The 25,995-nt window shown below is 53.5% G+C and carries 23 protein-coding genes and 1 pseudogene; 14 read left to right on the top strand and 10 right to left on the bottom strand.

What is annotated here, in order from left to right:
- Positions 1–168: 168 nt before the first annotated feature.
- Entirely contained in the window at positions 169–1,197 is a 1,029-nt protein-coding gene (locus AC07U6_RS19095; protein ID WP_494764828.1) for a LacI family DNA-binding transcriptional regulator, read from the bottom strand.
- Positions 1,198–1,658: 461 nt separating this feature from the next.
- On the opposite strand from AC07U6_RS19095, the gene AC07U6_RS19100 reads away from it, so the two are divergent.
- The 7 genes from AC07U6_RS19100 (at position 1,659) to AC07U6_RS19130 (ending at position 10,588) form a co-directional block, all read left to right on the top strand.
- Complete coding sequence (locus tag AC07U6_RS19100) at positions 1,659–3,248, top strand: acyl CoA:acetate/3-ketoacid CoA transferase (RefSeq protein ID WP_494764708.1); 1,590 nt, start codon at positions 1,659–1,661, stop codon at positions 3,246–3,248.
- Complete coding sequence (locus AC07U6_RS19105; RefSeq protein ID WP_494764709.1) at positions 3,241–4,026, top strand: enoyl-CoA hydratase/isomerase family protein; 786 nt, start codon at positions 3,241–3,243, stop codon at positions 4,024–4,026. Before AC07U6_RS19100 ends, AC07U6_RS19105 begins: the two co-directional genes overlap by 8 nt.
- Position 4,027: 1 nt before the next feature.
- Positions 4,028–5,548, top strand: coding sequence for an aldehyde dehydrogenase family protein (locus AC07U6_RS19110; RefSeq protein ID WP_494764710.1), 1,521 nt, complete (start codon positions 4,028–4,030; stop codon positions 5,546–5,548).
- A 72-nt stretch (positions 5,549–5,620) separates the two neighbouring features.
- Entirely contained in the window at positions 5,621–5,854 is a 234-nt protein-coding gene (locus tag AC07U6_RS19115; RefSeq protein ID WP_494764711.1) for a lycopene cyclase family protein, read from the top strand.
- A 6-nt stretch (positions 5,855–5,860) separates the two neighbouring features.
- Entirely contained in the window at positions 5,861–7,225 is a 1,365-nt protein-coding gene (locus tag AC07U6_RS19120) for a GMC family oxidoreductase (protein ID WP_494764712.1), read from the top strand.
- Between the two features lie 30 nt (positions 7,226–7,255).
- Positions 7,256–8,485: an L-fucose:H+ symporter permease gene (gene fucP / locus AC07U6_RS19125; protein WP_494764713.1), complete on the top strand. Its 1,230-nt coding sequence runs from the start codon at positions 7,256–7,258 to the stop codon at positions 8,483–8,485.
- A gap of 27 nt (positions 8,486–8,512) precedes the next feature.
- Positions 8,513–10,588, top strand: coding sequence for an FAD-binding protein (locus AC07U6_RS19130; RefSeq protein ID WP_494764714.1), 2,076 nt, complete (start codon positions 8,513–8,515; stop codon positions 10,586–10,588).
- A 52-nt stretch (positions 10,589–10,640) separates the two neighbouring features.
- Here AC07U6_RS19130 and AC07U6_RS19135 read toward each other — a convergent pair whose 3' ends face one another.
- The 5 genes from AC07U6_RS19135 to aptA form a co-directional block, all read right to left on the bottom strand.
- A complete protein-coding gene (locus AC07U6_RS19135; RefSeq protein WP_494764715.1) occupies positions 10,641–11,390 on the bottom strand; it encodes a GMC oxidoreductase in 750 nt (249 codons plus the stop codon).
- 293 nt (positions 11,391–11,683) lie between these two features.
- A complete protein-coding gene (locus AC07U6_RS19140) occupies positions 11,684–12,361 on the bottom strand; it encodes a type 1 glutamine amidotransferase domain-containing protein (RefSeq protein WP_494764716.1) in 678 nt (225 codons plus the stop codon).
- A gap of 114 nt (positions 12,362–12,475) precedes the next feature.
- Positions 12,476–13,534 carry a YeiH family protein gene (locus tag AC07U6_RS19145; RefSeq protein WP_494764717.1) on the bottom strand — a complete coding sequence of 353 codons (1,059 nt, stop codon included), beginning with the start codon at positions 13,532–13,534 and terminating at the stop codon, positions 12,476–12,478.
- A gap of 149 nt (positions 13,535–13,683) precedes the next feature.
- Positions 13,684–13,965: a type II toxin-antitoxin system RelE/ParE family toxin gene (locus tag AC07U6_RS19150; RefSeq protein WP_494764718.1), complete on the bottom strand. Its 282-nt coding sequence runs from the start codon at positions 13,963–13,965 to the stop codon at positions 13,684–13,686.
- A gap of 145 nt (positions 13,966–14,110) precedes the next feature.
- On the bottom strand, positions 14,111–15,442 hold the full coding sequence (gene aptA, locus AC07U6_RS19155) for an omega-aminotransferase AptA (RefSeq protein WP_494764719.1): 1,332 nt from the start codon (positions 15,440–15,442) through the stop codon (positions 14,111–14,113).
- Positions 15,443–15,542: 100 nt separating this feature from the next.
- Between aptA and AC07U6_RS19160 the strand changes: the two genes are divergently transcribed.
- Positions 15,543–16,445 carry a LysR family transcriptional regulator gene (locus AC07U6_RS19160; protein ID WP_494764720.1) on the top strand — a complete coding sequence of 301 codons (903 nt, stop codon included), beginning with the start codon at positions 15,543–15,545 and terminating at the stop codon, positions 16,443–16,445.
- Between the two features lie 299 nt (positions 16,446–16,744).
- A complete protein-coding gene (locus tag AC07U6_RS19165; RefSeq protein WP_494764721.1) occupies positions 16,745–17,947 on the top strand; it encodes an MFS transporter in 1,203 nt (400 codons plus the stop codon).
- Positions 17,948–18,011: 64 nt separating this feature from the next.
- Here AC07U6_RS19165 and AC07U6_RS19170 read toward each other — a convergent pair whose 3' ends face one another.
- Positions 18,012–18,353, bottom strand: a complete 342-nt coding sequence (locus AC07U6_RS19170) for a DoxX family protein (protein WP_494764722.1) — start codon at positions 18,351–18,353, stop codon at positions 18,012–18,014.
- 428 nt (positions 18,354–18,781) lie between these two features.
- On the opposite strand from AC07U6_RS19170, the gene AC07U6_RS19175 reads away from it, so the two are divergent.
- The gene (locus AC07U6_RS19175) at positions 18,782–19,903 is read left to right on the top strand and encodes an NAD(P)H-dependent flavin oxidoreductase (RefSeq protein ID WP_494764736.1); all 1,122 of its coding nucleotides are present in this window, start codon (positions 18,782–18,784) and stop codon (positions 19,901–19,903) included.
- Positions 19,904–19,982: 79 nt separating this feature from the next.
- On the opposite strand, the gene AC07U6_RS19180 is transcribed toward AC07U6_RS19175, so the two are convergent.
- Positions 19,983–20,912, bottom strand: coding sequence for a DMT family transporter (locus AC07U6_RS19180; protein ID WP_494764723.1), 930 nt, complete (start codon positions 20,910–20,912; stop codon positions 19,983–19,985).
- 132 nt (positions 20,913–21,044) lie between these two features.
- Here AC07U6_RS19180 and AC07U6_RS19185 point away from each other — a divergent pair, with 132 nt between their 5' ends.
- Both AC07U6_RS19185 and leuE read left to right on the top strand, forming a co-directional pair.
- Complete coding sequence (locus AC07U6_RS19185) at positions 21,045–21,533, top strand: Lrp/AsnC family transcriptional regulator (RefSeq protein WP_494764724.1); 489 nt, start codon at positions 21,045–21,047, stop codon at positions 21,531–21,533.
- Between the two features lie 510 nt (positions 21,534–22,043).
- The gene (gene leuE, locus AC07U6_RS19190; RefSeq protein ID WP_494764725.1) at positions 22,044–22,688 is read left to right on the top strand and encodes a leucine efflux protein LeuE; all 645 of its coding nucleotides are present in this window, start codon (positions 22,044–22,046) and stop codon (positions 22,686–22,688) included.
- A 131-nt stretch (positions 22,689–22,819) separates the two neighbouring features.
- On the opposite strand, the gene AC07U6_RS19195 is transcribed toward leuE, so the two are convergent.
- Positions 22,820–23,902 carry an ISNCY family transposase gene (locus AC07U6_RS19195; protein WP_494764726.1) on the bottom strand — a complete coding sequence of 361 codons (1,083 nt, stop codon included), beginning with the start codon at positions 23,900–23,902 and terminating at the stop codon, positions 22,820–22,822.
- Between the two features lie 145 nt (positions 23,903–24,047).
- On the opposite strand from AC07U6_RS19195, the gene AC07U6_RS19200 reads away from it, so the two are divergent.
- On the top strand, positions 24,048–24,752 hold the full coding sequence (locus AC07U6_RS19200) for a hypothetical protein (RefSeq protein ID WP_494764727.1): 705 nt from the start codon (positions 24,048–24,050) through the stop codon (positions 24,750–24,752).
- Between the two features lie 215 nt (positions 24,753–24,967).
- Here the strand turns inward: AC07U6_RS19200 and AC07U6_RS19205 are convergent, their stop codons facing one another.
- On the bottom strand, positions 24,968–25,447 hold the full coding sequence (locus tag AC07U6_RS19205) for an Hcp family type VI secretion system effector (RefSeq protein ID WP_494764728.1): 480 nt from the start codon (positions 25,445–25,447) through the stop codon (positions 24,968–24,970).
- 219 nt (positions 25,448–25,666) lie between these two features.
- Between AC07U6_RS19205 and AC07U6_RS19210 the strand changes: the two are divergent.
- Positions 25,667–25,995 (top strand): annotated as a pseudogene (locus tag AC07U6_RS19210) (transposase); the annotation flags it as partial.

The raw sequence follows: 25,995 nt of genomic DNA on the forward strand, positions 1-25,995 counted from the left end.
CTACAGTGGCAGATGGAGGGAGCCGATGACAACGGGCTTAGCAATGAGGAACGAAGCGGGCAGCGGCATGAAAATGATGGCGTCGAGGGGCGCACAAAATAAGCCGACTTCGTTTGTGCTCTGCCTGAAGCCTGAAGCCCGATCGCCGGGCAGCAGAGAGCGGCAGGTTCAGCCTTTCGATCCGCAGGACTTGCGGATAATCAGCTCGGGCTTCAGCAAAGTGTGCGTAAAGGGAGCGGCGGGATCTTTCAGCCGGTTAAGGAGTATCTGGCTGGCCAGCTCGCCTACTTTGTGGCTTTGCAGGGCAACAGTGGTCAGCGGCGGATTGGTAAAGGCGGTATTCGCCACGCCATCGCTACCGACCACGGCAATATCTCTGCCGGCAATCAGGCCCTGTTCACCGATTTCGCTGAGTACGCCGGTGGCAATCAGATCGTTATAGCAGACCACCGCCGTCGGGCGGTCACTCAGCTGTAGCAGCTGCTTCATCGCTTCTTTGCCGCCCGCCATGCTGATTTTACTCTCTACGATCCACGCCGGATTAATCGTAAATCCATTATTCAGCAGGCAGTGCTCGTAGCCATCCTGGCGAACAACGCTGACGGAATTAATGCGATTGCGGCCAATAAAGGCAATTTTTTGATGACCGAGGTCAATCAGGTGCTGAGTAGCCAGCTTGATGCCTTCGTAATTATCACAGCCGATAAAATCGGAGTCTTCACCTTCCAACGGGCGCATCACGGTGACAAACGGCAGTTTCCAGCTTTTCAGCGTTCGGGTGAGTCCCGGCGGCGTACTGAGGGCCGGACAGAGGATCAGCCCGGCGGCTTTTTGCTCGCGCATCGAATTAAGCACCTGTTCCTGAAGCGGAATGTCTTCCCCGGTATGGGACAGCAGGGTGATAAAACCGGATTCCAGCAGACGGCGCTCGGCACCGATCAACAGTTCAACAAAAAAGGAGTTGGTGAGGTCGTTAACCACCATCGCTACAACGTTGCTGGTCCCCTGGCGCAGGCTGGCCGCACTGCGGTTATAGACGTAACCGAGGCTTTCCGCCGCCAGTTTGACCTTTGCCGCCGTTTCCGGCTTCACCAGTTCGCTGTTGTTCAGAACAAGTGAGACAGTAGATTTGGACACGCCAGCAGCGCGAGCTATATCCATGATTGTCACTTTACCGTCACCCGTAGGAAGTCTCACTTTGTAACCTCAAGAAAAAATTTCCCTAAGAGTAATCGCGGTACTGGTCAAAATCCACCTTTCCCCCTGCGGTATCCCCAGTTAATGTCCTGCAAGTGAATGCACTTACAAGAAGTTTGCGACGAAGATCATATTTTGGATCTTATCTGTTATGACGGATTGACTCTTTATGATGCCATCTATAGTGTTTGGAACGTTCCAAAATAAATTGGAACGATCCAATTTTAGATTTGTTTAGTTTTTGTATGCCGAAATGAGCACGGAATTTGAAGTGGCTCCGCCGCATGCATAAACCAGCCAGAGCAAGAGGTGGTTAATTATGTTTATGTTTTACATCATTAATTTTGTTTTATCTCAACAAAGACTGGTTCTGGTTGAAGAAGGGGATGAGTAGGAGTAACGCGGATTCGTGAAGGGAAATGTATGTTTTGCCGATTTTAATCAAACAATAAGTGAATACGATGAAAAAACTACTCACTGCTGACGACGCCGCTGCGCTGGTCGGCGATAACGCCTCGGTCACCGTCAGTTCGGCCAGCGGTCTGAACTGCCCGGATGCGGTGCTGGCTGCCCTGGGCGAGCGCTACAGGAATGAAGGACATCCTCGTAATCTGACCATGATCCACCCCATCGCTGCGGGAGACATGTACGGTATTCCGGGGATTGAGCATCTTGCCCAGGCCGGGTTGCTGAAAAAAGTGATTGCCGGTTCGCTGCCCAGCGGCCCGTCATCCTTACCGATGCCGGAAATCTGGCGGATGATTATCGACAACGAAATTGCCGGCTACAACGTACCCAGCGGCGTGCTGTTCGATCTGCATAAAGATGCGGCGGCTAAACGTCCCGGCGTCCTGACCCAAGTCGGCCTTGATACCTTCGTTGACCCGGATCGCCAGGGCTGTGCAATGAACGAACTGGCTGCCGCCGAACCGCTGGTCAGTAAAGTTAATTTCGCCGGTCAAACCTGGCTGCACTTCTATCCGCTGGTGCCTGACGTGGCGATTATCCGTGCCACCACCGCCGACGAGCGCGGCAACCTGTCGTTTGAGCATGAAGGCGGCGTGCTTGGTGTCGTCGAACAGGCGCTGGCGGTGAGAAACAACGGCGGTACGGTGATTGCTCAGGTCAAACGCCTGACCAAAGCCGGTACGCTGAAACCCCATCACGTTCACGTCCCCTGTAACCTGGTGGACCATATCGTCGTGGCCCCGGACCAGATGCAGACCACCATGATTGCCTACGATCCGGCGATCAGCGGCGAAATCTTCTACCCCGAGAGCAGCTTTGAAGTGCCTGAGTGGGGGACGGAAAAACTGATTGCCCGCCGCGCCGCCATGCAGCTGAAAAAAGGCATGACCGTTAACCTCGGCTTTGGTATTTCCGCCAACGTCCCGCGCATTCTGCTGGAAGAGGGAATGAACGGTGAGGTGACCTGGGTGATTGAGCAGGGTGCGGTCGGCGGCATGCCGCTGCTGGGCTTTGCCTTTGGCTGTGCGGCCAACGCGGACGCCATCGTTCCGGCTTCCACCCAGTTCACCTATTTCCAGGGCGGCGGTTTTGATATGGCAATGCTGTCATTCCTGCAGATTGACCGCTTCGGCAACGTGAACGTGTCAAAACTGCCGGGCAAGCCGTACCTGACCGCTGGCTGCGGCGGTTTTGTCGACATCACGACCCATGCGCGAAAACTGGTGTTCTCCGGCTTCTTTAAAGCCGGGGCCAGGCAGCGAATTGAAGGCGGGGAGCTGGTTATTGAGCAGGAAGGCAAGCTGCGCAAGCTGGTTAACGATGTCGATCACGTGACCTTCAGCGGCCGCATGGCGCTGGAGCGCGGACAGGACGTTATCTATGTTACCGAACGCTGCGTGATGCAGCTGACGAAAGAGGGGCTGATGGTGACGGAAATCGCGCCCGGTATGGATTTGACCCGGGATGTACTGGAGCAGGCCGATTTCCCGCTGCGGGTGTCAGATAACCTGAAAATAATGGACCCGCGCATGTTTTATGACGCGGTAATGGGGCTGGAACTGCCGGAGGTGGCACGTGGCTGAAAATATGGGCGGCGTCACGCTGGAGACGCGCGGCACGATTGCCGTTGTTACGTTGGACCGCCCTGAAAAGCTCAATGCGCTGACGCCTTTTATGCTGAGCGAACTGGCGCGGATTGCGGATGAGATTGAAGAGCATCCTGTGCTGCGTGCCGTGGTGCTGACCGCAGGCGGTGAACGCGCTTTCTGCGTGGGTGCGGATATCAAAGTCTGGTCATCGCTGGAAGCGCTGGATATGTGGCGCAACTGGGTACGTAAAGGCCATCGTGTTTTCGACCGCTGGGCCACGCTCAGAATACCGGTCATTGCGGCGATCAACGGCCACGCCTTTGGCGGCGGACTGGAGCTGCTGGTGACCTGTGATATTCGCGTCACCGATCCGGCGGCCACTTTCGCCCTGCCGGAAGCGGGGATTGCTACCTGTCCGGGATGGTCAGGCACCCAGCGTCTGGTACAGCTTATCGGACCCGGGCAGGTGAAATATATGGCACTGACCGGTATCCGCATCAACGCCGACCGCGCGTATGAGACGGGCCTTGTACAGGAAATCAGCGAGCCGGGCAACGTGCTGGCAACGGCTATTGCGCTGGCGGAGAAGATCAGCGAGCAGGCACCAGTTTCCGTACAGCTGACCCGGCAAATTATCGATGCAGGCGCAGGAACGGATACGGCGATGGCGCTGGAGTCCATTGCCGGTGCGCTGGCAGCAACCACACGTGATGCGAAAGAAGGACTGGCGAGTTTTTCTGAGCGGCGTAAAGCAGAATACCAGGGAGAATAGGATGACCACTTTTTTAACCGCAGACCATTCAGTTCTGTCCGGTTACCGGCCTTATCACGGCAGTATGCTGATTAACGGGGAGTTCCGTGACTCAGTTGGCGGCAAGCGTGTCGATCGCATCGGGCCTGCGCACGGCATCGTCGCCGGAACCTATGCTGACGGCAGCGCGGAGGACGCCCTGCTGGCCATTTCTGCGGCGCGCCGGGCTTTTGATTCGGGAACCTGGGCGTCGTTTACCGCGAAAGAGCGCGCTGAGCTGCTGCTGAAGATTGCCGACGGCATTGCGCAGCGCACTGAAGAGATGGCGATTATCGAATGTCTTGAGACCGGTAAACCGCTGGCGCAGGCGCGCGGCGAAGTGTCCGGCTGCGTGGATTTATGGCGCTATGCCGCCTCGCTGACCCGCACGCTGCACGGTGAAAGCTACAACACGCTGGGCGACCAGATGCTGGGCCTGGTGCTGCGCCAGCCGGTGGGTGTGGTATCGATGATCACGCCGTGGAATTTCCCTATCTGGATACTTAGCCAGAAGCTGCCGTTTGCGCTGGCGGCGGGCTGTACCGTAGTGATTAAACCGAGTGAGTTCACCAGCGGAACCACGCTGATGCTGGGCGAGATCCTCACCGATGCGGGCGTGCCTGCGGGCGTCGTCAACATTGTAACCGGCCTGGGCACTAACGTGGGCAGCCCGCTGGTGGATCACGACGATGTCAACATGGTTTCATTTACCGGTTCCACTCGGGTAGGCAGGCATATCGCAGCAGAATCCGGGCGCAAGCTGAAGAAAGTCTCGCTGGAACTGGGGGGCAAAAATCCGCAAATCATCTTCCCGGACTGCGATTTTGACGCGGCGGTTGATGCGGTGGTGTTTGGCGCCTATTTCAACGCCGGTGAATGCTGCAATAGCGGTAGCCGCGTGCTGGTACATCAGGACATCGCCGAGAAATTTACCCGCGCGGTGGTGGAAAAAGCCCGCCGGGTGAAGGTCGGCGATCCGCTGCATCCCGAGGTCAAGGTCGGTTCCATTATCAATGATAACCAGATGGCGGTGATTGAAGACGCTATCCGCTCAGCTCGTGAAGACGGCGCTGAAATTCTGCTCGGCGGTGAGCGGGTAACGGGCGGGCAGGGACTGTTTATGGCCCCCACCGTGGTCGGTGGCGTGAAGGCGGAGATGCAGATTGCGCAGGAGGAAGTATTTGGTCCTGTATTAGCCATTCTCACCTTTGCCGATTATCAAGAGGCAATCAATATTGCCAATAACACGCTGTACGGACTTTCCGCCGCCGTGTGGAGCAAAGATATTGATATATGCCTGGAAGCCGCGCGGAAAATTAATGCCGGTACGGTCTGGGTCAATACCTTCCTTGACGGTACGCCGGAATTACCGTTTGGCGGATTTAAACAATCCGGTCTGGGGCGTGAATTAGGTAAGAGCGCGGTAGAAGATTATACCGAGCAGAAAACCGTGCAATTACATATTGGCGCCAGAACCAACTGGTGGATAAACAACGCCAACTGATTCAATTCTTGAATTAAATAATAATGCGGCCATCCGAATAAGATGGCTGCCGTCTCATGACGTGAGGTCAACGTGGAATACGATTATATTATTATCGGCGGAGGATCTGCCGGTTGCGTTTTGGCGAACCGGCTCAGCGAAGATCCGACTATTAAGGTGCTGCTGCTGGAAGCTGGCGGGGGGGATTCTCATCCACTGTTCAGTATGCCCGCCGGCTTTGCCAAAATGACCAAGGGCCGCAGCAGCTGGGGCTGGCACACCGTTCCGCAGAAGTATCTGAATAACCGCGTGCTGAGATTTACCTAGGCGAAAGTGATTGGCGGCGGGTCATCGGTGAATGCCCAGGTTTATACCCGCGGGTCGAAACATGATTATGACGAATGGGAACAGGCCTGCGGCGTTAAAAACTGGGCCTATAAAGATGTGCTGCCCTATTTTAAAAAGTCCGAAAAAAACCAGCGCTTTGTTAATGAATATCATGATTACCGTGGTCCGCTTGGCGTATCAAATCCGATCAGTCCGCTACCTATTTGCGAAGCTTTTTTCCAGGCCGGTCAGGAATTAAATATTCCCTATAATCCGGATTTTAACGGTGAACATCAGGAGGGATTAGGTTATTACCAGCTTACCCAGCTTAATGCCAAACGCTCCTCAACCTCAGTAGCCTATTTACGTCCGGCGCAGTCGCGGCCGAATCTGACCGTAAAGTTGAATACCTTCACCCTGCGTATCTTGCTGGAAGGCAAGGGGGCGACCGGCGTGGAAATTGCCACCGGTAGCGGCGGCACGCAGCAGGTGCGCGCCTCGCGGGAAGTGATCGTTACCTCCGGTGCTTTCGGCTCGCCTAAGCTGCTGATGCTCTCCGGCATCGGCCCGGCCCGGCATCTGGAAGAGCAGAGTATTACGGTTAAACATGACCTGGCGGGCGTGGGCAGCAATCTGCAGGATCACCTCGACCTGTTCGCCATTGCCGAATGTACCGGCGACCACACCTACGACCCCTGTCTGAAAATCCATCACGCCGCCTGGGCCGGTTTGCAGTATCTGCTGCTGAAGAAGGGGCCGGTAGCCTCCAGCCTGTTTGAAACCGGCGGCTTCTGGTATCTGGACAGCAACGCACGATCGCCGGATGTACAGTTCCACCTGGGTCTGGGTTCCGGGATTGAAGCGGGCGTTGAGCAGATGAAAAACTCTGGCGTAACGCTGAACTCCGCGTTCCTGCGCCCACGCTCGCGGGGCACGCTGCGGCTGGCCAGCGGCAATCCTGCTGATGCGCCGCTGATCGATCCGAATTACTGGGCGGACCCTTACGACCGGGAAATGTCACTGCGCGGCCTGAAGCTGGTGCGCGAAATTCTGTCGCAGGATGCGTTCAAGCCCTACGTAAAGGAAATTCGTCTGCCTTCGCCGCAGATCCGTACCGATGATGAGCTCTTCGAGTACGCCTGCCAGAACGCTAAAACCGATCATCACCCGGTGGGAACCTGCCGCCTGGGTGTAGAGGGCGATCCGGATGCGGTAGTGGATGAGCATCTGAACGTCTTCGGGCTGCAGGGGCTGCGTATTGCGGATTCATCCGTGATACCGCGTGTACCAAGCAGTAATACCAACGCTCCGACCATCATGATTGCCGAAAAGGCAGCGGATACCATTCTCGGCCGGTTGGGCAGTCATTAAACAATAAAAAACATCTGCAAAGAGGTCTGTATGAGTATTGATAATAACATCGCTTCTGTTCCTGCATTTAATAATAAGACTGTTTCGGTAAAGCTGGCATTTGGCATGATCACCTCGCTGTTTTTCCTGTGGGGGCTTTCCCATGGCCTGTTAGATGTTTTAAATAAACATTTCCAGGATTCTTTAAACGTCAGCAAGGCGCAGTCAGGCTATTTGCAAATGGCCTATTACGGTGCCTATTTCCTTGTGGCGATTCCGGTCGGGGCGGTGATGCAGCGCTATGGCTATAAGCTGGGGGTGATCTGCGGATTATTACTGTTCGCTGCCGGAGCGCTGCTGTTTGTGCCAGCCACCTCGGCGGGTACTTTTGCCTTTTTCCTGTTTGCCCTGTTTATTCTGGCCTGTGGATTAGGCTGCCTGGAAACTTCGGCCAATCTGTATGCGTCGGTGTTGGGTGATGCTAATAACGCCGAGCGCCGCCTGAATTTCGCCCAGTCTTTTAACGGCCTTGGCGTGTTTATGGGGCCGATTATTGGCGGTACGCTGTTCTTCGCGCCGGACATTCGCATTGCCGGGCATGCCTTCGATCCGGTGATGACCACCTACGTGGTACTGGCTGCGGTGGTCCTGCTGCTGATGGTGGTGTTTATCGTCACCCGCCTGCCGGAAGTGCAGGAAGCCCGTGATGATAGCCGTTTGGGCGCAGCGCAACAGAGCATCTGGAAAAAACCGAGCTTTACCGGTGCGCTGGCCGCGCAGTTCTTTTATATGGCTGCGCACGTGGGGATCGCCTCATTCTTTATTAACTACGCCATCGATCACTGGAAAGGCACCAGCGTGCAGGATGCCTCTTATCTTCTTTCCTGCGCGATGCTGACTTTTATGATTGGTCGTTTTATCAGTACCTGGGTAATGAAGTATTTTGCGCCGCGCAGCATGTTAATTACCTACAGTATTATTAATATCCTGCTGTGCTCACTGGCGGTCATCGGCGTGGAAAAAATCTCCGTTATCGGTCTGGTGGTTATCTTCTTCTTCCTGTCGATTATGTATCCGTGCATCTTTGCCATGGGAGTTAAAAACCTGGGCGCGCAGTCTAAGCGTGCGGGTTCTTATCTGGTCATGACCTTAGTCGGCGGTGCAATTTCACCTTATCTGATGGGGATGATTGCCGATTACTCCTCAATGGCAACCGCATTTATTATTCCGGTGTTCAGCTTCGTCGTCATTCTGTTCTATGCCGTGAAGTGTACGCGTTAATTAATTTAAATATGCCTGGAAAACAATATGGGTGTTGTTGATCAACATATTCTGGATAGCCTGACGCAGGTATCCTTTCCTAAGTCATTTAATAAAGTCCGGGAAAGCGAAATCAGGGAGATTAACGGACTGAATGTTCCGTTTTATCACTACGATGCCGTGGTGGTCGGCTCCGGGGCCGCCGGCCTGCGCGCGGCCGTGGAGCTGAAGCGGAAAAACGTCAACGTCCTGCTGATCACCTCGGGGCTGTATATGGGCACCTCGGCCTGTTCGGGATCGGATAAACAGACACTGTTTACCGCTGCCACGGGCAAAAATGGCGATAACTTCCATCAGCTGGCAGCGGCGCTGAGTTCAGGCGGTGCGATGGATAAAGATATCGCCTACGTAGAGGCCGTGGGTTCCATACACACTCTGGCGGGGTTGCAGTATCTGGGGCTTGAGCCGCCGGAAGACCGCTTCGGTTCGATATTGCGTTATCAAACCGATCATGATGAGGCCGGTCGCGCCACCAGCTGCGGTCCGCGTACCTCGCGGCTGATGGTGAAAGTGCTACTGGAGGAGACGCAGCGGCTGGCGATACCGATGTTGACCGCCACAACGGCGCTAAAGCTGATCAAGCAGCGGGACAGCGCCGGTGCGGAGCAATGTGTTGGCTTGCTGGTTAGCACCGGCAGCGCGGTTCACAATCCCTATCGCTTTGGGGTTATCAATGCCGCATCGGTGGTGCTGGCCACCGGCGGACCGGGGGATATGTATCGCGACAGCGTTTACCCGAAGAAGTGTTACGGTTCGCTGGGGCTGGCGCTGGAAGGCGGGCTGAGGTTAGCCAATATTATTGAGAGCCAGTTTGGCATCGGCACACCGCGTACGGCATTTCCGTGGAATCTGTCGGGGACTTACGTACAGGTGATCCCCTATATCTATTCAGTGGATGTGCAGGGCAACGAGCGCAACTTCCTCGCGCAGTATTATCGCACCACGCAGGAGCTGGCCTCGAACGTCTTTCGCAAAGGCTATCAGTGGCCGTTCCACGCCACGCGCACGCTGGAGTACGGCTCCAGCCTGGTGGATATGGCGATTGCCGAAGAGGTGAAAAACGGGCACCGGGTGTATATGGATTTCAACCGCAATCCGCAGCCGGTTCCGGGGGATCTGCCGTTCTCGCTGGCGCGGCTTGATGCGGACGTCAGCAGCTACCTCGCCAATAACGAATGCGCTGCTGAACTGCCCATCGATCGGCTGAAACAGATGAACCCGCTGGCAATAGAGCTTTATGCTATGCACGGCTGCGATATCACGCGCAGTCCGCTGGAGTTTGCGGTGAACAATCAGCATATGAACGGCGGTATTGAGGTGGACATCTGGGGGGAAACCAGCCTGGCCGGTTGTTTTGCGCTGGGTGAAGTGGCCGGAACCCATGGCGTCACCCGGCCCGGCGGCGCGGCGCTGAACTCCGGGCAGGTGTTTGGCGTGCGGGTGGCGCAAAAGGTGGCGCACGACGTGCAGCAGCGCCAGCTGCAGGGTGCGTGCGCGTGGGAAATCGATTATGCCGATTCAATGGCGGAGATCGTTCTGTGGGCGGAAAAATCGCGGTCGGAGGACGCCCTCGATCCCGTTGCGCTGAAAAGCGAGATCCGCAACCGCATGTCGGACAAGGCCGGATTTGTTGTCGCGGCGCAGGAAACCGCAGCGGAACAGCAGCGTGCTGCGTTGCTGCTGAGCGAGGTGCTGGCGAAAGGCGTGAGGTTGACCAGCCTGACTCAGCTGACCGAAAACATACTCTGGCGGCATTTCGCACTGGCTTCTGCTGCAGTTATGGCGATGCTGAGCACGTATATCGAAGGCGGCGGCGGCAGCCGTGGTGCCCGAATTATCCTTGATGAACTGGGGGATTCAGTTCCCGAGGGCCGCAGCGGGCCGATTGAGAAATGGCGCTTCCGATCGGAGAAAACTGCTGTGCCGGACAGCAAGCTGCTGATTGCGTGGGACGGTGAAAGCTTCCATCATGCTTCGCGCCCGGTGAACGATCCGGTGGATCTCAGTAAAGTCTTTTTTGAAAAGAACTGGCCTGATTTCCTGATGGGGAAAATATACCGCTAATAAAAAAACGCCATGTCAGACATGGCGTTTTGCTTTGTAGCGTTCGGAGTCCTTATTCGGCAAGACGATGCTGCATTATGTGGCCCGCCACCCGCAGCGCCTGCACGGCAATAGTCAGTGAAGGATTAACCGCCGCCGAGCTGGGCATAAAGCTGGCGTCCACCACGTACAGATTCTCATGATCCCAGGCCTGACAGTAACTGTTAAGCGGATCGCGTTCGGGATCGGTACCCATTCTGATCGTGCCGCACTGGTGTGACGGCGTTCGTTTATCGAAGGGTTTACTCATCACAAAATAGAACCCACATTTCTTTAGTGCGTTGCTGAGTTTCTTCACCAGTCGGGTATGCGCCGCCCGGTTATTGCGCTCCCAGTGCAGAGTTATTTTATCGCCGTCCAGCTGGATACGGTTGTCCGGGGAGGGCAAATCCTCACTCATGGCGTAAAAATCAATGCTGTGCCTGCTGAAGTAGTTCAAAGCGAAACCCTGCGCGGCGGGAAGGGATGACTTGAGGATCTGACCGGACACACGCCCCAACAGCTGAATGTTGCCCAGCGGGTATCCACCTGCGCCATCGGAAAGATAGAAATCATTCAGGCCGAAGGTTTTCTGATACACAGAGCGATTGCAGTAGCGATGACTGAAGCCCGGCACGGCGGTGCAGTTGTGGTTCATAAAGTTGCGGCCAACCATGCCAGAGCGATTCGCCAGCCCGTTGGGGTAGCGGGCGTTTTTCGATTTAAGCAGCAGCGCAGCCGAATGTACGGCTCCGGCGGCGAGAATAACCAGTTTAGGGCGCACGCTACAGGTCTGATTATTGCGTTGAAAACCACCTCTTCGATGCGTCCGCCGTCCGCAGCGGTTTTCAGTCTGATGACCTTGCTGCCGGTCAAAAGTTGAATATTGCTGTGGCTGGCGGTCAGGCTCAGGGCGGCAGTTTCCGCATCAAACTTGCCGTTAAAATAGTGGGGATGCCGCCCAGAGAGTTTCGCGATACTTATCTGAAAAACAGATAACCGGCCATGAAAAAAACCGGGCTTTTGATGGCCCGGTTTCGTGGTCTCAAGCAGAGAATGCTTGCTTATTTTGAATGTTTAGCCCAGTTTTTTCAGCAGCGCCTTCGCTACATCTTCCGAACTGGCCGGGTTCTGGCCGGTGATCAGATTGTCATCCTCAACCACGAACGGTGCCCAGTCGGCACCTTTCTGATAGTGTGCGCCGGCGGCAATAAATTCATCCTCAATCAGGAAAGGCACCACGTCGGTCAGCTGCACCGCGGCTTCTTCACTGTTGCTGAAGCCGGTAACCTGTTTGCCCTGAACGCGCGGTGCGCCGCCAGTGGATTTCACGTGGCGCAGCACGCCCGGCGCGTGGCAGACAAAGCTGATGGGCTTAGCGGCGCGATCGAAGGCTTCAATCAGCGCAATGGAGTCGGCGGATTCGGCCAGATCCCACAGCGGACCGTGGCCGCCGGGATAAAATACCGCATCAAAGTCCTGCTGATTTATCGTCTCCAGCTTCACGGTACTGGCCAGAGCCTGCCGTGCCGCGCTGTCGGCCTTAAAGCGATCGGTCATTGCCGTCTGAAAATCCGGCAGATCGCTTTTCGGGTCCACCGGCGGCTGGCCACCGGCAGGCGAGGCCAGCACCACCTCCGCGCCCGCGTCTTTGAAGACGTAATAGGGCGCAGCAAATTCTTCCAGCCAGAAGCCGGTTTTCTCACCGGTATTACCCAGCTCGGCGTGTGAGGTCAGTACCATTAAAATTTTCATTACGGGTTCTCCGGTGATGAGGCAAGTAGCGGTTATTGATTAAGCATAGCCGCCACGGCGGGGATCGCCCGGGCAGAGAATAGTGAGTGGGTGGCACTCAATGCGCTTTACGCCTTAAGCCAGCGCATGATGCACCAACAGATTAATCGCGCCGCCGCCGACAATCAGCCAGATAAACAGGAACAGTCCCAGGGTAAACGGACGGGTGCCGGCCTTCATCAGCTGGCTGATGCGGGTGCTCAGCCCCAGCGCGGCCATCGCCATCGCCAGCAGCACGTTATCCAGGCTGTTGATAGCGGCAACCATCGGCAGCGGCAGCAGGTGGAACGAGTTAAACAGCGCCACCACAATGAACATCAGGGCAAACCACGGGAAGACGATGCGCTGTGCCGTAGCACCGCTCTCCGCTGAACCCCGACTGATGAAGACGCTCAGCACCAGCAGGAATGGCGCGAGCATCATCACACGCAGCATTTTGGCGATCACTGCCGCATTTTCGCTCTCCGGGCTGACGGCGTGGCCCGCGGCCACCACTTGGGCAACTTCATGCATCGTTGACCCGGTATACACTCCAAACTGGGTTGCCGATATCCCCGGGATAAGCGAGGCAACGTGATGCCAGATCCACGGATAGAGGAAGATCCCGGCGGTACCAAAAATCACTACGGTGGCGACCGCTACGGCAACCTTTGACGATTCCGCTTTCACCACCGGTGCCGTGGCCAGCACCGCCGCCGCGCCGCAGATGCTGCTGCCCGCACCGATCAGCCACGCGGTCTGGCGATCGATACCGAGCAGGCGCGACCCCATATAGCTGGCAATCAGGAAGGTACTGCTGAGCATCACCACATCAACCACCACGCCGCTCAGTCCAACAGCCATAACCTGCTGAAAGGTCAGCCGGAAGCCGTAGAGGATAATGCCCAGCCGCAGCAGCTTCTGTTTGGCAAACTGTACGCCCTCATCGCACTGCGGATGGAGCAGAGGATAAACTGTGTTGCCGAGCACGATGCCCACGATAATCGCCAGGGTCAGCGCCCCCAGGCCAAGGCCCGACATGACGGTCTGATTACCCAGCCAGGCGGTACCGAGTGCGATGGCAAGCGTGAGCAAGATACCGGGGAAAAAGCGTTTTGCCGTGTGTGAATACTGTACCAACGGAATATCGGTCATGGTTCTCTCCTCATGTATAGGACTGAGGATGCGACTAATCGGTTTGAAAAAACAATTTATTATATCGTTATAACCAATCTGAATATCAGATAAATGTACAGTTTTCAGGGTAGTTGACCGGGGGGCTGTAACCTGCCTTAGCTGCCGGATTACAGATGGCTGGTGTGATTCATCTGCTGGTGCAGGATACGTACGATCAATATGTCTGAATCCCGGATGGCATACAAGATGCTGTGTTTCTGAAATTCAATGCGCTTGATGTTCTGTACCGCCGGATAATCCCGGCCCATTTCAGGCATGCTGGCCGAAGTCTGAAAGAACGCTTCCAGCGTTTCCGTGTAGCTATCTGCCTGAGATTCGCCAAAGTTTAACCACGTATCATCATAGATATCGGTGAAATCTTCAGCCGCACGTCGGGTGAGTTTATACACGATGCTTTAACTTCCTTTGTTCTGCAATTTCCTTCAGCGTCAGTTCACTTTGCCGGTGACAGGATTAAAAACGGAGGTGGTGCGGCCATCGGGTTGGCGAATTTCACCGTTGATCAGATGGGGAATAACAGTCATGACATTTCCCTCAGTTAATATGGTGCAGGGCTTCGCCCACGGCATCGAACAGACGATCCAGCTCGGCAGGTCGGGTGTTGAACATCGGGCCAAACTGCAGCGTATCGCCGCCAAAGCGTACGTAAAAGCCGGCTTTCCACAGCGCCATACCGGCATCAAACGGTCTGATGGCGGCGTCACCGTCGCGCGGCGCCAGCTGAATCGCCCCCACCAGACCGCAGTTACGGATATCAATCACGTTCGGCGCCGCGCGCAGCGCATGCAGCGTACGTTCAAAATGCGGTGCCAGTTCTGCCGACTGGGCGATCAGCTGTTCGTTTTCCAGTAAATTCAGCGTCGCCAGCCCGGCGGCGCAGGCCACCGGGTGCGCGGAGTAGGTATAGCCGTGGGCAAACTCCACCGCGTGCTCCGGCAGCGGCTGCGACATAAAGGTGTGATAGATCTCGCTGCTGGCCACCACGCCGCCCAGCGGGATCGCGCCGTTGGTGACCTGTTTGGCGAAGTTGAGCATATCCGGGGTAACGCCAAAGTATTCGGCACCGCTCCAGCGTCCCATGCGGCCAAAGCCGGTGATCACTTCATCAAAGATCAGCAGGATATTGTGCTGGGTACAGATCTCGCGCAGGCGCTGCAGATAGCCGCGGGGCGGAATAATCGCCCCGGCGGAGCCGGAAAGCGGCTCCACGATCAGCGCGGCGATATTAGAGGCATCGTGCAGTTCAATCAGCTTCAGCATCTCATTAGCCAGTTCCACGCCGCCGGTTTCCGCCATGCCTGCCGTAAAGGGCAGGTCGGTTTGCAGGGTGTGCGGGATGTGGTCAACATCCATAAACTGGCCGAACATTTTACGGTTGCCGCCAATGCCACCAAGGCTGGTGCCGGCAATATTCACTCCGTGGTAGCCGCGCGCGCGGCCAATCAGTTTGGTTTTCGACGGCTGGTCTTTGGCGCGCCAGTAGGCACGGGCCATTTTCACGGCGGTATCGGCGGATTCAGAACCGGAACCGGTAAAGAACACGTGATTCAGATCGCCGGGCATACGCTGGGCGATTTTTTCCGCCAGCTGGAACGACAGTGGATGGCCGTACTGGAAGCCCGGCGAGTAGTCGAGCGTGCCGAGTTGTTTACTGACCGCCGCCTGGATCGCGCTGCGGGTATGGCCCGCGCCGCAGGTCCACAGCCCGGAGAGGCTGTCGAAAATCTGGCGGCCTTTATCATCCGTCAGCCAGCGCCCCTTTGCCGCAACGATAAAGCGCGGATCGCGGTGGAAATTACGGTTGGCGCTGAACGGCATCCAGTGTGCCTGCAGATTCAGTGATGCGGTATTAACGGCTTCAGACATGATTTTTTCCTCCTGACGGGTGTAGGAAGAGTTTGCATTCAAGTATTAGTTAAGTTAAATGCATATAAATACATCTTTAGTTATGGAATTACTTACCTGAATGAAAAGCAAATCCCTTGCCCAGGTTACAGACTTTGACCTCAAGCTGCTGCGAATATTCAAAACCGTTAGCGAGTGCGGCAGCTTTTCTGCCGCTGAAAGCCTGCTTGGTATTACGCGATCGGCGATCAGCCTGCATATGAGCGATCTGGAAAAGCGCCTGGGCATGCGGCTGTGTCAGCGGGGGCGTGCGGGATTTGCCCTGACTGACGAAGGGCGTGAAATTCTGCGCCACAGCGACAGCATGATGGCGGCAATCGAACATTTTCGTCAGCAGGTTAACCAGATGCACCGGCAGCTGCGCGGTGAATTTAACATCGGCATCATCAATAATCTGGTCACCCAGCCAAGGATGAAAATCACCCACGCGCTGGATTCGCTGCGGGAAGCCGGCCCGGAAATTCGCCTGAATATCAGCATGTCTACCGCTGCGGAGATCGAGCGGAAGCTAATGGATGGCCGCCTGCATATCGGAGCTCTGCCGCTAACCTCGCCGATATCGGGTCTGGATTATTCCCATCTTTATGACGAAAAATCAGAGCTTTACTGTAGTAGTTCACATCCACTGTTTGGCGGAGACGGCAATCCCAGCGATGATCTGTTGGTACAGTACGATGCGATTGCCCCGGCGTTTCGCATGACGGCAGAAACCATCGGTCTGCACCAGATGCTGAACTGCACGGCCACCGCTTCGGATCGTGAAGGCATCGCGTTTCTGATCCTCACCGGGCGCTTTATCGGCTACCTGCCCGATCACTTCGCGGCGCAGTGGGTGGAAAAAAAACTGATGCGCGCCCTCGCGCCGCAGCGGCTGAACTTCAGCAGTAAAATTGCCATCGTCACTCGAAAAGGGCGGCGGCCTAATGCCATTCTTGAACGATTTCTCCACGCACTCGATCTGTAACTCGCATCTCTGTACGCCGAACGTCTGGGTGGCCATGTCGTACGACGCCAATCCGGGGCTGATGTATCTGCCAACCGGTAATCGGCTTATTCTGCTTTCCCGGCTAAGCGTTTTTTCTGCTAAGAATTTGCGGAGTTAATTTTTTCGTTCAAAACTCCATCATTCGTCACTTTTTTAACTTGTTTCCAATCTTTAACATCTGCTAAAAAGGGGTTGCCAGGATGGCATCTGATTAATGGCAAATTCAATTTTCCTGCGTTAGAACAATAACGTATTAAAACTATCTCACTGGTATAAAAATGAATAATACTGCGGCCGTTGCGCGGCCAAAAACCTGGATGAGCGTGCTGCTTGTTCTGGGGTTAACGCATTTACTTAACGATCTTATCCAGTCTCTGATTCCCGCCGTCTACCCGATTCTGAGAGAGAAATATCAGCTCGATTTTGTGCAGATCGGTATTATCACCCTGACTTTCCAGATTGCGGGATCGCTCCTGCAGCCGGTGGTGGGCGCGATTACCGACCGTCGCCCTTATCCTTATTCCACCGTACTTGGCATGATGTTTACCCTGGCGGGGCTGATAGGGCTGGCGTATGCGCCCAGCTATCATCTGATCCTGCTGTCCGCTGCCAGCATCGGTATTGGTTCCTCTATTTTCCATCCGGAGGCCACCCGCATGGCGCGCTATGCATCAGGGGGCAGGCAGGGGCTGGCTCAGGGCATCTTCCAGGTGGGAGGCCAGGCCGGTGGTGCGATGGGACCGCTGTTTGCGGCGCTGATTATCGTGCAGCGTGGGCAGGAAAGTCTGGCGTGGTTTGCAGTGCTGGCGCTGTTCGCCGTCGGGCTGATGATCTGGACCGCCGGACGCCACGATGCCATGAAGCACAGCTTTATTCAGTCGGTAAAAGCAAAGGCAAAAAGCGGGCACAAGTCCAAAACCTACCCACCAGCGGTGGTGGCAACCGGGCTTATCGTGCTGACCCTGCTGATGTTTTCCAAGAATGCCTATAACGAAAGCTTCCGCTCGTTTTACACGTTCTATCTGATGGACCATTTTGGTGCCTCGATCACCACATCCCAGTTTATGCTGTTCCTGTTCCTTGCCGCGTCGGCGGTGGGTGCACTGCTGGGCGGGATTTTAGGTGACCGCATTGGTCGATATAAAATCATCTGGATCTCCATCCTCGGCCCGCTGCCGCTAACGCTAATGCTGCCGTACGCGGATTTCCACTGGACGGTGGTGCTGACGATCCTGATCAACCTGATTATGGCCAGTGCGTTTGCCGCTATTCTGATTTACGCCATGGAGCTGGCGCCGAATCGTATCGGTCTGGTCGGGGGGTTGTTCTACGGGCTGAACTTCGGCCTGGGCGGGATTGCTGCGGCGGTGCTGGGCGCGCTGGCGGATAAAACCGGCATTGAGAATGTCTACTGGCTGTGTTCATTCCTGCCGCTGGCGGGGCTGCTGGCGTGGTTCCTGCCGAAAATCGACAACGCCTAAACCCGCGTTCGGTCGGTTCACCAATAAATCGGGCAGCCTTCATGATATGCAGGCTGCCCGTTTTTTATCGCCAGTTGGGATTAGATATCACCGAGTGTTTACCACAGCCGAGGAACAGTAAGATAACGGACAGCATCACGTAGAAGACCAGGTCCTCTATTGCCCATGTGCCGGTTTCACTCAGCGCCAGCGTATTATTCACGTCCACCAGCAGCCACGCCACTATCATCGTACCAATGATGGCCAGCGCGGAGGGGCGGCAGAGGATACCGAGAATAACCAATATCGGTGCCACCACTTCGCCCAGGTAAACGCCGTAGGCTACGAAGGCCGGGACACCGTGTTCACTCATCGTATTGAGAATAAAACGGATACCGCTATGGACCTTGTGCCAGCCGTGAAACAATAATAAGCCCCCAGGATGATCCTCAACAGTAAGGCGGCGACGTCTTTATTGCTCAGGCGATTATTGATATTCGCGAGGATATTTTCAATCATGATTCAGCTCCGGTTTTTATAATTCAAATATAACGGCTAATGCTGTTTTCAATGAGATATCCACTCCGAAAGCGGTTAATAGTGTCCTCGCCATAAACTCCTGGTCGCAGAGTTATTTTAAAAGATAAAGAGAGTCGTTTCTGGTAATTAACTTAGTGTAAATTCTTTCCGTAGATAATAATGTTTTAATTTCTTTTTTAAAGTAATTAAATTGAACGATGTAATAACAATTACCTCATATTTAATGTATTTCCACTTCTTTTTTACGCATCTTTTAGTACTCATAAACGCAATATTGAGAGGGCCAGCCCGCACAAACGATCTTATACTCTTGCCATTCGCTTTTATGGCCCGTCCCGCAATGCCGCAAAGGATGATCGAATGGACAATGTGATCTGCAAAATGCTTAACCTCCGCTATCCCCTGATTCAGGCACCGATGGCCGGTGTCTCCACGCCTGAACTGGCCGCCGCCGTCAGCAACGCGGGGGCGTTGGGCTCGATCGGCATTGGGGCCTCAACGCCGGAACAGGCAGATAGGATGATCCGACAGTCGATGTCCCTGACCTGCGGTCCGTTAAACGTCAATGTCTTTTGCCATGCTCCGGCACAGCGCGATCCTGACGTCGAGAAGGCGTGGATTGCGCGGTTTGACGAGCGCTTCAGGCGCTTTGATGCGGTCCCTCCGGCAGAACTCTCGGAGATTTATCAGAGCTTTTGCGGCAATGACGCGATGCTGGATATCCTGCTGAATACCCGCCCGGCCGCCGTCAGTTTCCATTTTGGCCTGCCTTCAGGAGAATTCATTCAGCGGCTGAAATCCTGCGGTATCGTCACGCTGGCGACGGCGACCAGTCCGGCAGAAGCGCGGGTGATGGCAGAGGCCGGCGTCGATTTTATCGTCGCGCAGGGCATTGAGGCCGGGGGCCACCGGGGTATTTTTGACCCGCAGGCTGAAGATCGGGCACTCAGCACCTTTACGCTGGTACAGGCGATACGTCGGGTATCGCGGCTGCCGGTGATTGCCGCTGGCGGCATTATGGACGGTGCGGGGATCGCGGCGATGATGAAGCTGGGAGTGGCAGGCGTACAGCTGGGAACCGCCTTTGTGCTCTGCCCGGAATCGGCGGCGAATGTGGCTTACCGGCAGCTGATGAAGAGCGAAGAGGCCGCCAGTACGGTGATGACGGCGGCGATTTCCGGGCGGCCTGCGCGCTGCATTATCAATGACTTTTGCCGCATGATGCAGGATGTTCCCGCGCAGACGATCCCTGACTATCCGCTGACCTATGCCCTCGGCAAAGCGCTCGCTGCCGCGGCCAGCGCTAAAGGCGACCACGGTTACGGTGCGCAGTGGGCAGGACAGGGTGCGCCGCTTGCCCGCGAGCTGCCTGCGGCTGAACTGGTCAGCGTACTGGTAGGCGAGTGGCAGGCCGTGGAAAATTTTACGATGGGCTGATGCCGGCGTCGAAAAAAACGGCGGTGTGCTGGATTTAAAGCGGTTAAAGGCAAAGGCCCGGCAGGGCCTTTGCGATAATTTACTTTTTCACTGCGGCAAACGTGGTCAACATCACGCCGGAGAATATCAGCAGCAGGCCGGCAATATACAGCGATGACAGCGTGTTTTGCAGAAACATCACGGCGGCCACGGCCCCGATCAGCGGTACGCCGAGGGTGACGTTGGACATGGTAAACACGCTGACCCGCCGACCATGCTCGGATGAGATCACGAAGCACAGTGACGTGGCTACCGGGCCAATAAACAGCAGTAGCCAGAGCAGGTTCGCATTGAATGCAATCGTCGCCGGTGAGCCTTCTACGCCCCAGGCGATCAGCGCCAGCGGCACCGCAGCCAGCAGCATTTGCCATGGGGCCAGCGACAGCGGCGATGAAGCCCAGCGGTGATGGCGCACGTGCACAATCACCAGCGACCAGGATATTGCGCCAATAATCAGCAGCGCGGCGCCCGTCAGTACTTCGGGGTTATCCCACTGCATTTCCCACGGCGAACAGATCAATCCGATGCCCGCCATTCCGGTCAGCAACGCGACGAGCTGGAGTTTAGACGGTGCCTGTTTCAGCAGCAGCCACGAAGTGAGTATTCCCCACAGCGGCGTGGTGTACGCCAGCAGCACCGCGTGGCTGGTGTCGGTATGGCGCATGGCGATCATCCCCAGCCCGGTGAACACCATCATCTGCATAATCCCTACCGAGGCAACGATTGGCAGATCCTGGCGCGATGGGAGTCTGAGCTGGCCGCGCAGCGCCACAAAGGCAAACAGGCAGATACCCGCCGACCCGAAACGGATCGCAGCCAGCCACAGCGGCGGCGTCACGTTCAGCGCCAGCTTGGTAGCCGGCCAGCTCAATCCCCATAACACAACCATTAACAGCAGCCATAACAGAGTCGATCGCCCGGCATAACGGGCCGTATTTTGTTTAAGGGATTCGGAAGTGATAACGCTCATCGGGTTTCCTGATAAAGCAGCATGATTTCGATAATGCTATGCCGCTTTATCAGGTAAATCCGTGCTATTTTGTTCTTGGTTTGCTGCGTAAAAGAAAAAATTTACGGTTAAATTCACTATTACAGGATAACTATGCCGCAACAGAAGCCACAACTGGATGAAGTCAGTCTGAAAATCCTCGATATTCTGCAAAAGCAGGCCGATATCAGTAATGCCGAACTGGCTGAGCGGGTGGGACTTTCGGTGTCACCCTGCTGGCGACGGGTGTCGGAAATGCGCGAAAAGGGCGTAATCCGCGGATCGGTGATGCTGGTAGATCCGGAAAGTCTCGGGCTGGAGGTGAATGTTTTTGTCCACGTGACCCTGAAACATCAGGATAAACAGTCGCTGGAGGAGTTCACCGACACCGTGAGCAACCGTCCAGAGGTGATGGAATGCTACCTGATGACGGGGGAAGCGGACTATCTGCTGCGCGTGGTGGTGCAAAACCTGAAGAAATATCAGGTGTTTATTCAGGAGTGCCTGACGCAAATTCGCAGTGTGGCGAGTATTCGTTCCAGCTTTGCGCTGAGCCAGGTGAAGTACACGACGGCGCTGCCGACCCAGCATCTGCTGCGTTAAAAAGTCTGGCCAGCTGAGAACGGGAAGAGATCTCAGGGTTGATGTTGGCAGCCAGCGCTTACGTCTCCTGTTTCAGTGGGTTATGGCTGAGAAATGGAACCACGGCAGGATACCCCGCCGGCCCCGGTCGGTGAATCCCGTCTTCCCCTGCGATCGAGGCTCGATGGTTGCTTATGCTGATTATCCTGTTGCTCGTGGACGACTAACCGAACCAAATGCCGGTTTCCAGCCGATCGTAGCTATGCGATGAGATATTGAAGCTGTTTTGCCCGCCCGCCATACCGACCGAATGGCCGAGATTCGGATTATACGGGCCGTGGGTTGCCGGATAAACGTGCTTTCTAAATGGTTGTTGAATCTAAGTTCAGATGTCCGGACCAGGGCAAAGTTGAAATGTCCGCTCTGTACCAACAGCAGACATTGGTTGCATAGAAAGCAGTCGCGATGTGTTTTCATTAACGCTGGTTACGTTAGAATAGCCTCGTTGAAAACGAGAGAACGGGAGTGAAAATGTTTGCTGATTTTGGTGTCGTGAATTTCTGGACGTACCTGTTTGGTGCGACGCTGATAGTCCTTGTGCCTGGCCCTGAAACCATGTTCGTGATTAAAACTAGCATTACCAGCGGCATCAAACGGGGCTTCGCTGCAATATTTTCCATTCTCCTGAGCGACGTTATTCTGGTTTTGCTGGCATGGTGTGGACTGGCCGCGGTCATAAGCTCAACCCCTGCCTTATTTAACGCCATAAAATACGCAGGCGCTGCTTATCTTTTCTATCTCGGTGTCCAGACGATACGCGCTATATTTAAGCCAGCTGTCGAAACGAGTGAGGAAAAAAAATCTTTAGCTGATGCCGGGTGGATCATTGGACGCGGAATGCTGGTTACTTTACTGAATCCAAAGACGCTGCTGTTCTATATCTCTTTCTTCGCCCAGTTCATCAATGTTCAGGCTGAACACTCCTGGATGGCGTTTATTATTCTTGCAGCAGTAATGTTCACAATTACTCTCGTTTATTTCGGCTTTCTCGTTTTCTGCGGCTCTTACTTGCTCAGCCGTCTGAAAGGCAACCGCAGGTTATCTTCCACCGGAAACGCGCTTGTAGGTATGTTTTTCATTGGATTTGCAGCACGACTCGCAAGCGCAACTTCCTAACTGGACAGTTAAACCGCCGTGAAGCGGTTTTTTTACGTTCTTTCGCTGGATGGGACGTCGGCTTTTCGCTCACAGCTAACTTAGCATTGAAGTTCTATGGTGCGGCGGGCATGTCTGTCATAGTATTCAGTTCATTTCTTTGTCCCAAAAATCTTCTCAGAACGTAATTGCAGTGCCATCAAGGCTTCCAGCATATTGTCACCGTTGAGTGAGCGTTGAGATTTCTTATCAGTTGGTTTTCTGCGCCGCCGTGAAGGGCCATCACCGGCAGGGAGTGCCTGTGAACGGTTATTGTCGCGTTTGCTTTGCACCAGCTTAACAAATTCGAGTGTGCGCCCGAGGCGCTTATTGTCAACGATAGCGCTCTGGTCTATTTCCTGAAGGCGATCATAAGCAGGGTAGGGGAGCGACGTCCCGTTTAGTCGGAGTTCCTTTACAAGGCGATCCTGAAGCGTCAAATGTGCGCGTTCCACGCGGCCTTTGGCAGAGCTGGTATTGGTGCAGATAGTCTGGATGTTAAGTTCGTGCATCGCTCGGCCAAACTGGGTATAACCATTGCCATCGGTAGCGTTTTTATTGTTGATTCTGAAGACGCTGGCTTTTTTGCCATGCTTTTCCAGATAGTCCCGGGTAGCTTCAAAATAAGTGAAGGTCGATTCCGATTTCACAAATCGAAGCTGCATCAACCGGCTCGTCGCATCGTCTACGTTGACCAGTGCAGTACAGGCGGGAGCTCGGTTCTCAAACCAGTGATGGTCGCAACCATCAATCTGGATCAGTTCGCAGCAGCAGGGCCGCCGATATCGCGGCTGCTGAATTTTTGGAGCACGTTGCTTGCGGGGAACCCAGAGACCAGCTTTGATCATTAGTGAACGGACGGTTTCTTTGGACAGGTGTACATCGTGCAGTTCTGCGAGTTTCTCACACGCCAGCGTCTGCCCAAAATCGATATAGCGCTCGCGGATAATACTGAGTACGTACCGGGCAAGACTATCAGGCAACTGGTTATTGCTGGGTTTTCCGCGACGACGGTTGGTTATACTAAGCGGGCCAGATTCACGGTGACGCGACAGAAGGCGTCGGCACTGGCGAGCGGAAATGTCCAGGCGCTGCGCGGCCATTAGTGTAGTCAGACGCCGGTCGACGACATCCTGAATGATTTTGAGGCGGTTGATTTCTTTCACGGTGAACATCCCGGCGTCATGTATAGCCATAGAAAACTCCTCATCAGGAAAAGTGAGTCGTTGACTAGACATACAGGTTTGAAAACTATAGCCTGGACATTCCTAATGAGCCACAAATAACGAGTAATCAAAACACTACATTTTACATTGAAAATAAAAAAAGGACACTTAATAAATGGATGATTACATTGAAAACTATTCAAGAATCAAGACTGAATCAGACAGAACCCTGGCCCTATCACTAGATCATTCATTTAGAGGGATTAGTGAAGTAGCAGAGGACACAGTTAACACCATAGGAGAAGGTCTAAAGAGATTAACTTGGAGAACATCATATTTTTTTGATGGGTATCAAGATGTTAATCAACAAATAAATACTGAAGATTACAGATTTTTTTTAGCAGTAAAACAAGTTGTAAAAAGCAAAAACATAATAACCTTAATGATAAATATATATATAAGACTACTATTGAAAAATAAAGATGGTAAAAGCCTCGAGCGAATAGCAATGAAAGTATCTTCTTTATCATCAAAAATATCATCCGTACAGTTAACTCAAAAAACAATTGTGTTCGTAATACAACATCAGATAGTAATGACTTTATTTAAAAATGAAGTAACAAGAAAGAGAATGGCAATAATTAGCAATGTAACATTAACTTTAGCCAGACTATATGGATACATTGAAGAGGCAGCAGTCGCTGCAAATAATCTAAAACGAGAAAGCCCCGTGTACTATAGAGAGCTATATAACTTAGAAATTGAAATGTTATATTTCATAATAAAACCAATTTTAGCGCCCGTGATTCCATCTATAGAAAAAGAAATGAACGAAAACGAAACAATAGAAACACTAAATAAAATTTTCAATGGTGTTTAATATGAGAAAAATAATAAAAATTATTTTTAAAGATTTATTTTGGACTTATACACCCGTACTACTAATAGTAGTAATGGCTTGCGTTTTTGCTACTTTCTTCCCAAATATATGGGGAAGACTAACAATTGGATGGATCGTTATAACATACTTATTTATTTGGAAAATACACTAGTGTTAATAGTGCATGTATATAAAATATGCACTGCTTTGTTAAATCAATAAACTCTATCATCCCATATACTATAACCAGATGTACCGGCTATCTTATGTTCCCAACTGATTGACTTATACTTTAACAAAACCTTTTCATACGGAAGCAAGCTACTATTTTCAATTGAATTTGGATATGCACATGAAACATCAACTATTGTTGCATCTGTTAGTTTAATACTAAAAAAAACCTCAATAGCTCCTGATGCATTTGTTCTACATATGGAAAATTCTGCTTTAAGCAACTCATTACTAGATATAGAAACACCTAATAATGGTGATGATTTATCAATTGGCTTAGTAAAAGCTAAAGGATGATGACTTACATGTTGTTCTCTCGTCATAATATGATTCAATGATAACACTTGGATTTGGTCTTCATGCCCACGTTGAAATCTGTTACCAATAGACTCAATTGTTGAGCAACCAGAAGATATTAATCCTTGCTTTTCACCATTTAGTGTTAGATAAATTAAATTTGCCATACTGTAACTCCATTTAAAATAATTAAACCTATTTTTTCAACACATCCATCCTAACCTACCCCGCTATCTGAAAGGGAGCACACCACATCACCATAAGGATTGAGGGGGGGGATAGGATAATACGATCGGCTTGATGATTATGTAAGTATCCCGCTAAAACGGCCCATTCACTTTTAGAGATCTTCCGACATACTGACTATGTCCCCTGAGGAGATCGCTATGCGTAAGATACGATTCACCGAACACCAGATTATCGCCGTTCTCAAGTCCGTCGAAGCCGGACGAACCGTCAAAGATGTCTGCCGCGAGGCCGCTATTTCCGAAGCCAGCTATTACAACTGGAAGGCGAAATATGGCGGGATGGAAGCTACTGACATCAAAAAGATCAAAGATCTCGAAGACGAGAATCGTCGTCTGAAGCAGATGTTTGCCGATCTGAGTCTGGAATGCCGGGCGCTGAAAGACGTCATTGAAAAAAAGCTTTAAAACCAGCGATAAAGCGTGAGCTCGTCAGCTATCTGACCACGCAGTTTACGATGAGCATACGC

This window comes from Erwinia sp. GW821-FHT03D09 (assembly GCF_059420805.1).

What these genes read in the sequence shown, in the direction of transcription:
- AC07U6_RS19100 (WP_494764708.1), top strand. Translation starts at nt 1,659, where the DNA reads ATGAAAAAACTACTCACTGCTGACGACGCCGCTGCGCTGGTCGGCGAT.
- AC07U6_RS19110 (WP_494764710.1), top strand. Translation starts at nt 4,028, where the DNA reads ATGACCACTTTTTTAACCGCAGACCATTCAGTTCTGTCCGGTTACCGG.
- fucP (WP_494764713.1), top strand. Translation starts at nt 7,256, where the DNA reads ATGAGTATTGATAATAACATCGCTTCTGTTCCTGCATTTAATAATAAG.
- AC07U6_RS19130 (WP_494764714.1), top strand. Translation starts at nt 8,513, where the DNA reads ATGGGTGTTGTTGATCAACATATTCTGGATAGCCTGACGCAGGTATCC.
- AC07U6_RS19140 (WP_494764716.1), bottom strand. Translation starts at nt 12,361, where the DNA reads ATGAAAATTTTAATGGTACTGACCTCACACGCCGAGCTGGGTAATACC.
- AC07U6_RS19145 (WP_494764717.1), bottom strand. Translation starts at nt 13,534, where the DNA reads ATGACCGATATTCCGTTGGTACAGTATTCACACACGGCAAAACGCTTT.
- aptA (WP_494764719.1), bottom strand. Translation starts at nt 15,442, where the DNA reads ATGTCTGAAGCCGTTAATACCGCATCACTGAATCTGCAGGCACACTGG.
- AC07U6_RS19160 (WP_494764720.1), top strand. Translation starts at nt 15,543, where the DNA reads ATGAAAAGCAAATCCCTTGCCCAGGTTACAGACTTTGACCTCAAGCTG.
- AC07U6_RS19165 (WP_494764721.1), top strand. Translation starts at nt 16,745, where the DNA reads ATGAATAATACTGCGGCCGTTGCGCGGCCAAAAACCTGGATGAGCGTG.
- AC07U6_RS19180 (WP_494764723.1), bottom strand. Translation starts at nt 20,912, where the DNA reads ATGAGCGTTATCACTTCCGAATCCCTTAAACAAAATACGGCCCGTTAT.
- AC07U6_RS19185 (WP_494764724.1), top strand. Translation starts at nt 21,045, where the DNA reads ATGCCGCAACAGAAGCCACAACTGGATGAAGTCAGTCTGAAAATCCTC.
- leuE (WP_494764725.1), top strand. Translation starts at nt 22,044, where the DNA reads ATGTTTGCTGATTTTGGTGTCGTGAATTTCTGGACGTACCTGTTTGGT.
- AC07U6_RS19195 (WP_494764726.1), bottom strand. Translation starts at nt 23,902, where the DNA reads ATGGCTATACATGACGCCGGGATGTTCACCGTGAAAGAAATCAACCGC.
- AC07U6_RS19200 (WP_494764727.1), top strand. Translation starts at nt 24,048, where the DNA reads ATGGATGATTACATTGAAAACTATTCAAGAATCAAGACTGAATCAGAC.
- AC07U6_RS19205 (WP_494764728.1), bottom strand. Translation starts at nt 25,447, where the DNA reads ATGGCAAATTTAATTTATCTAACACTAAATGGTGAAAAGCAAGGATTA.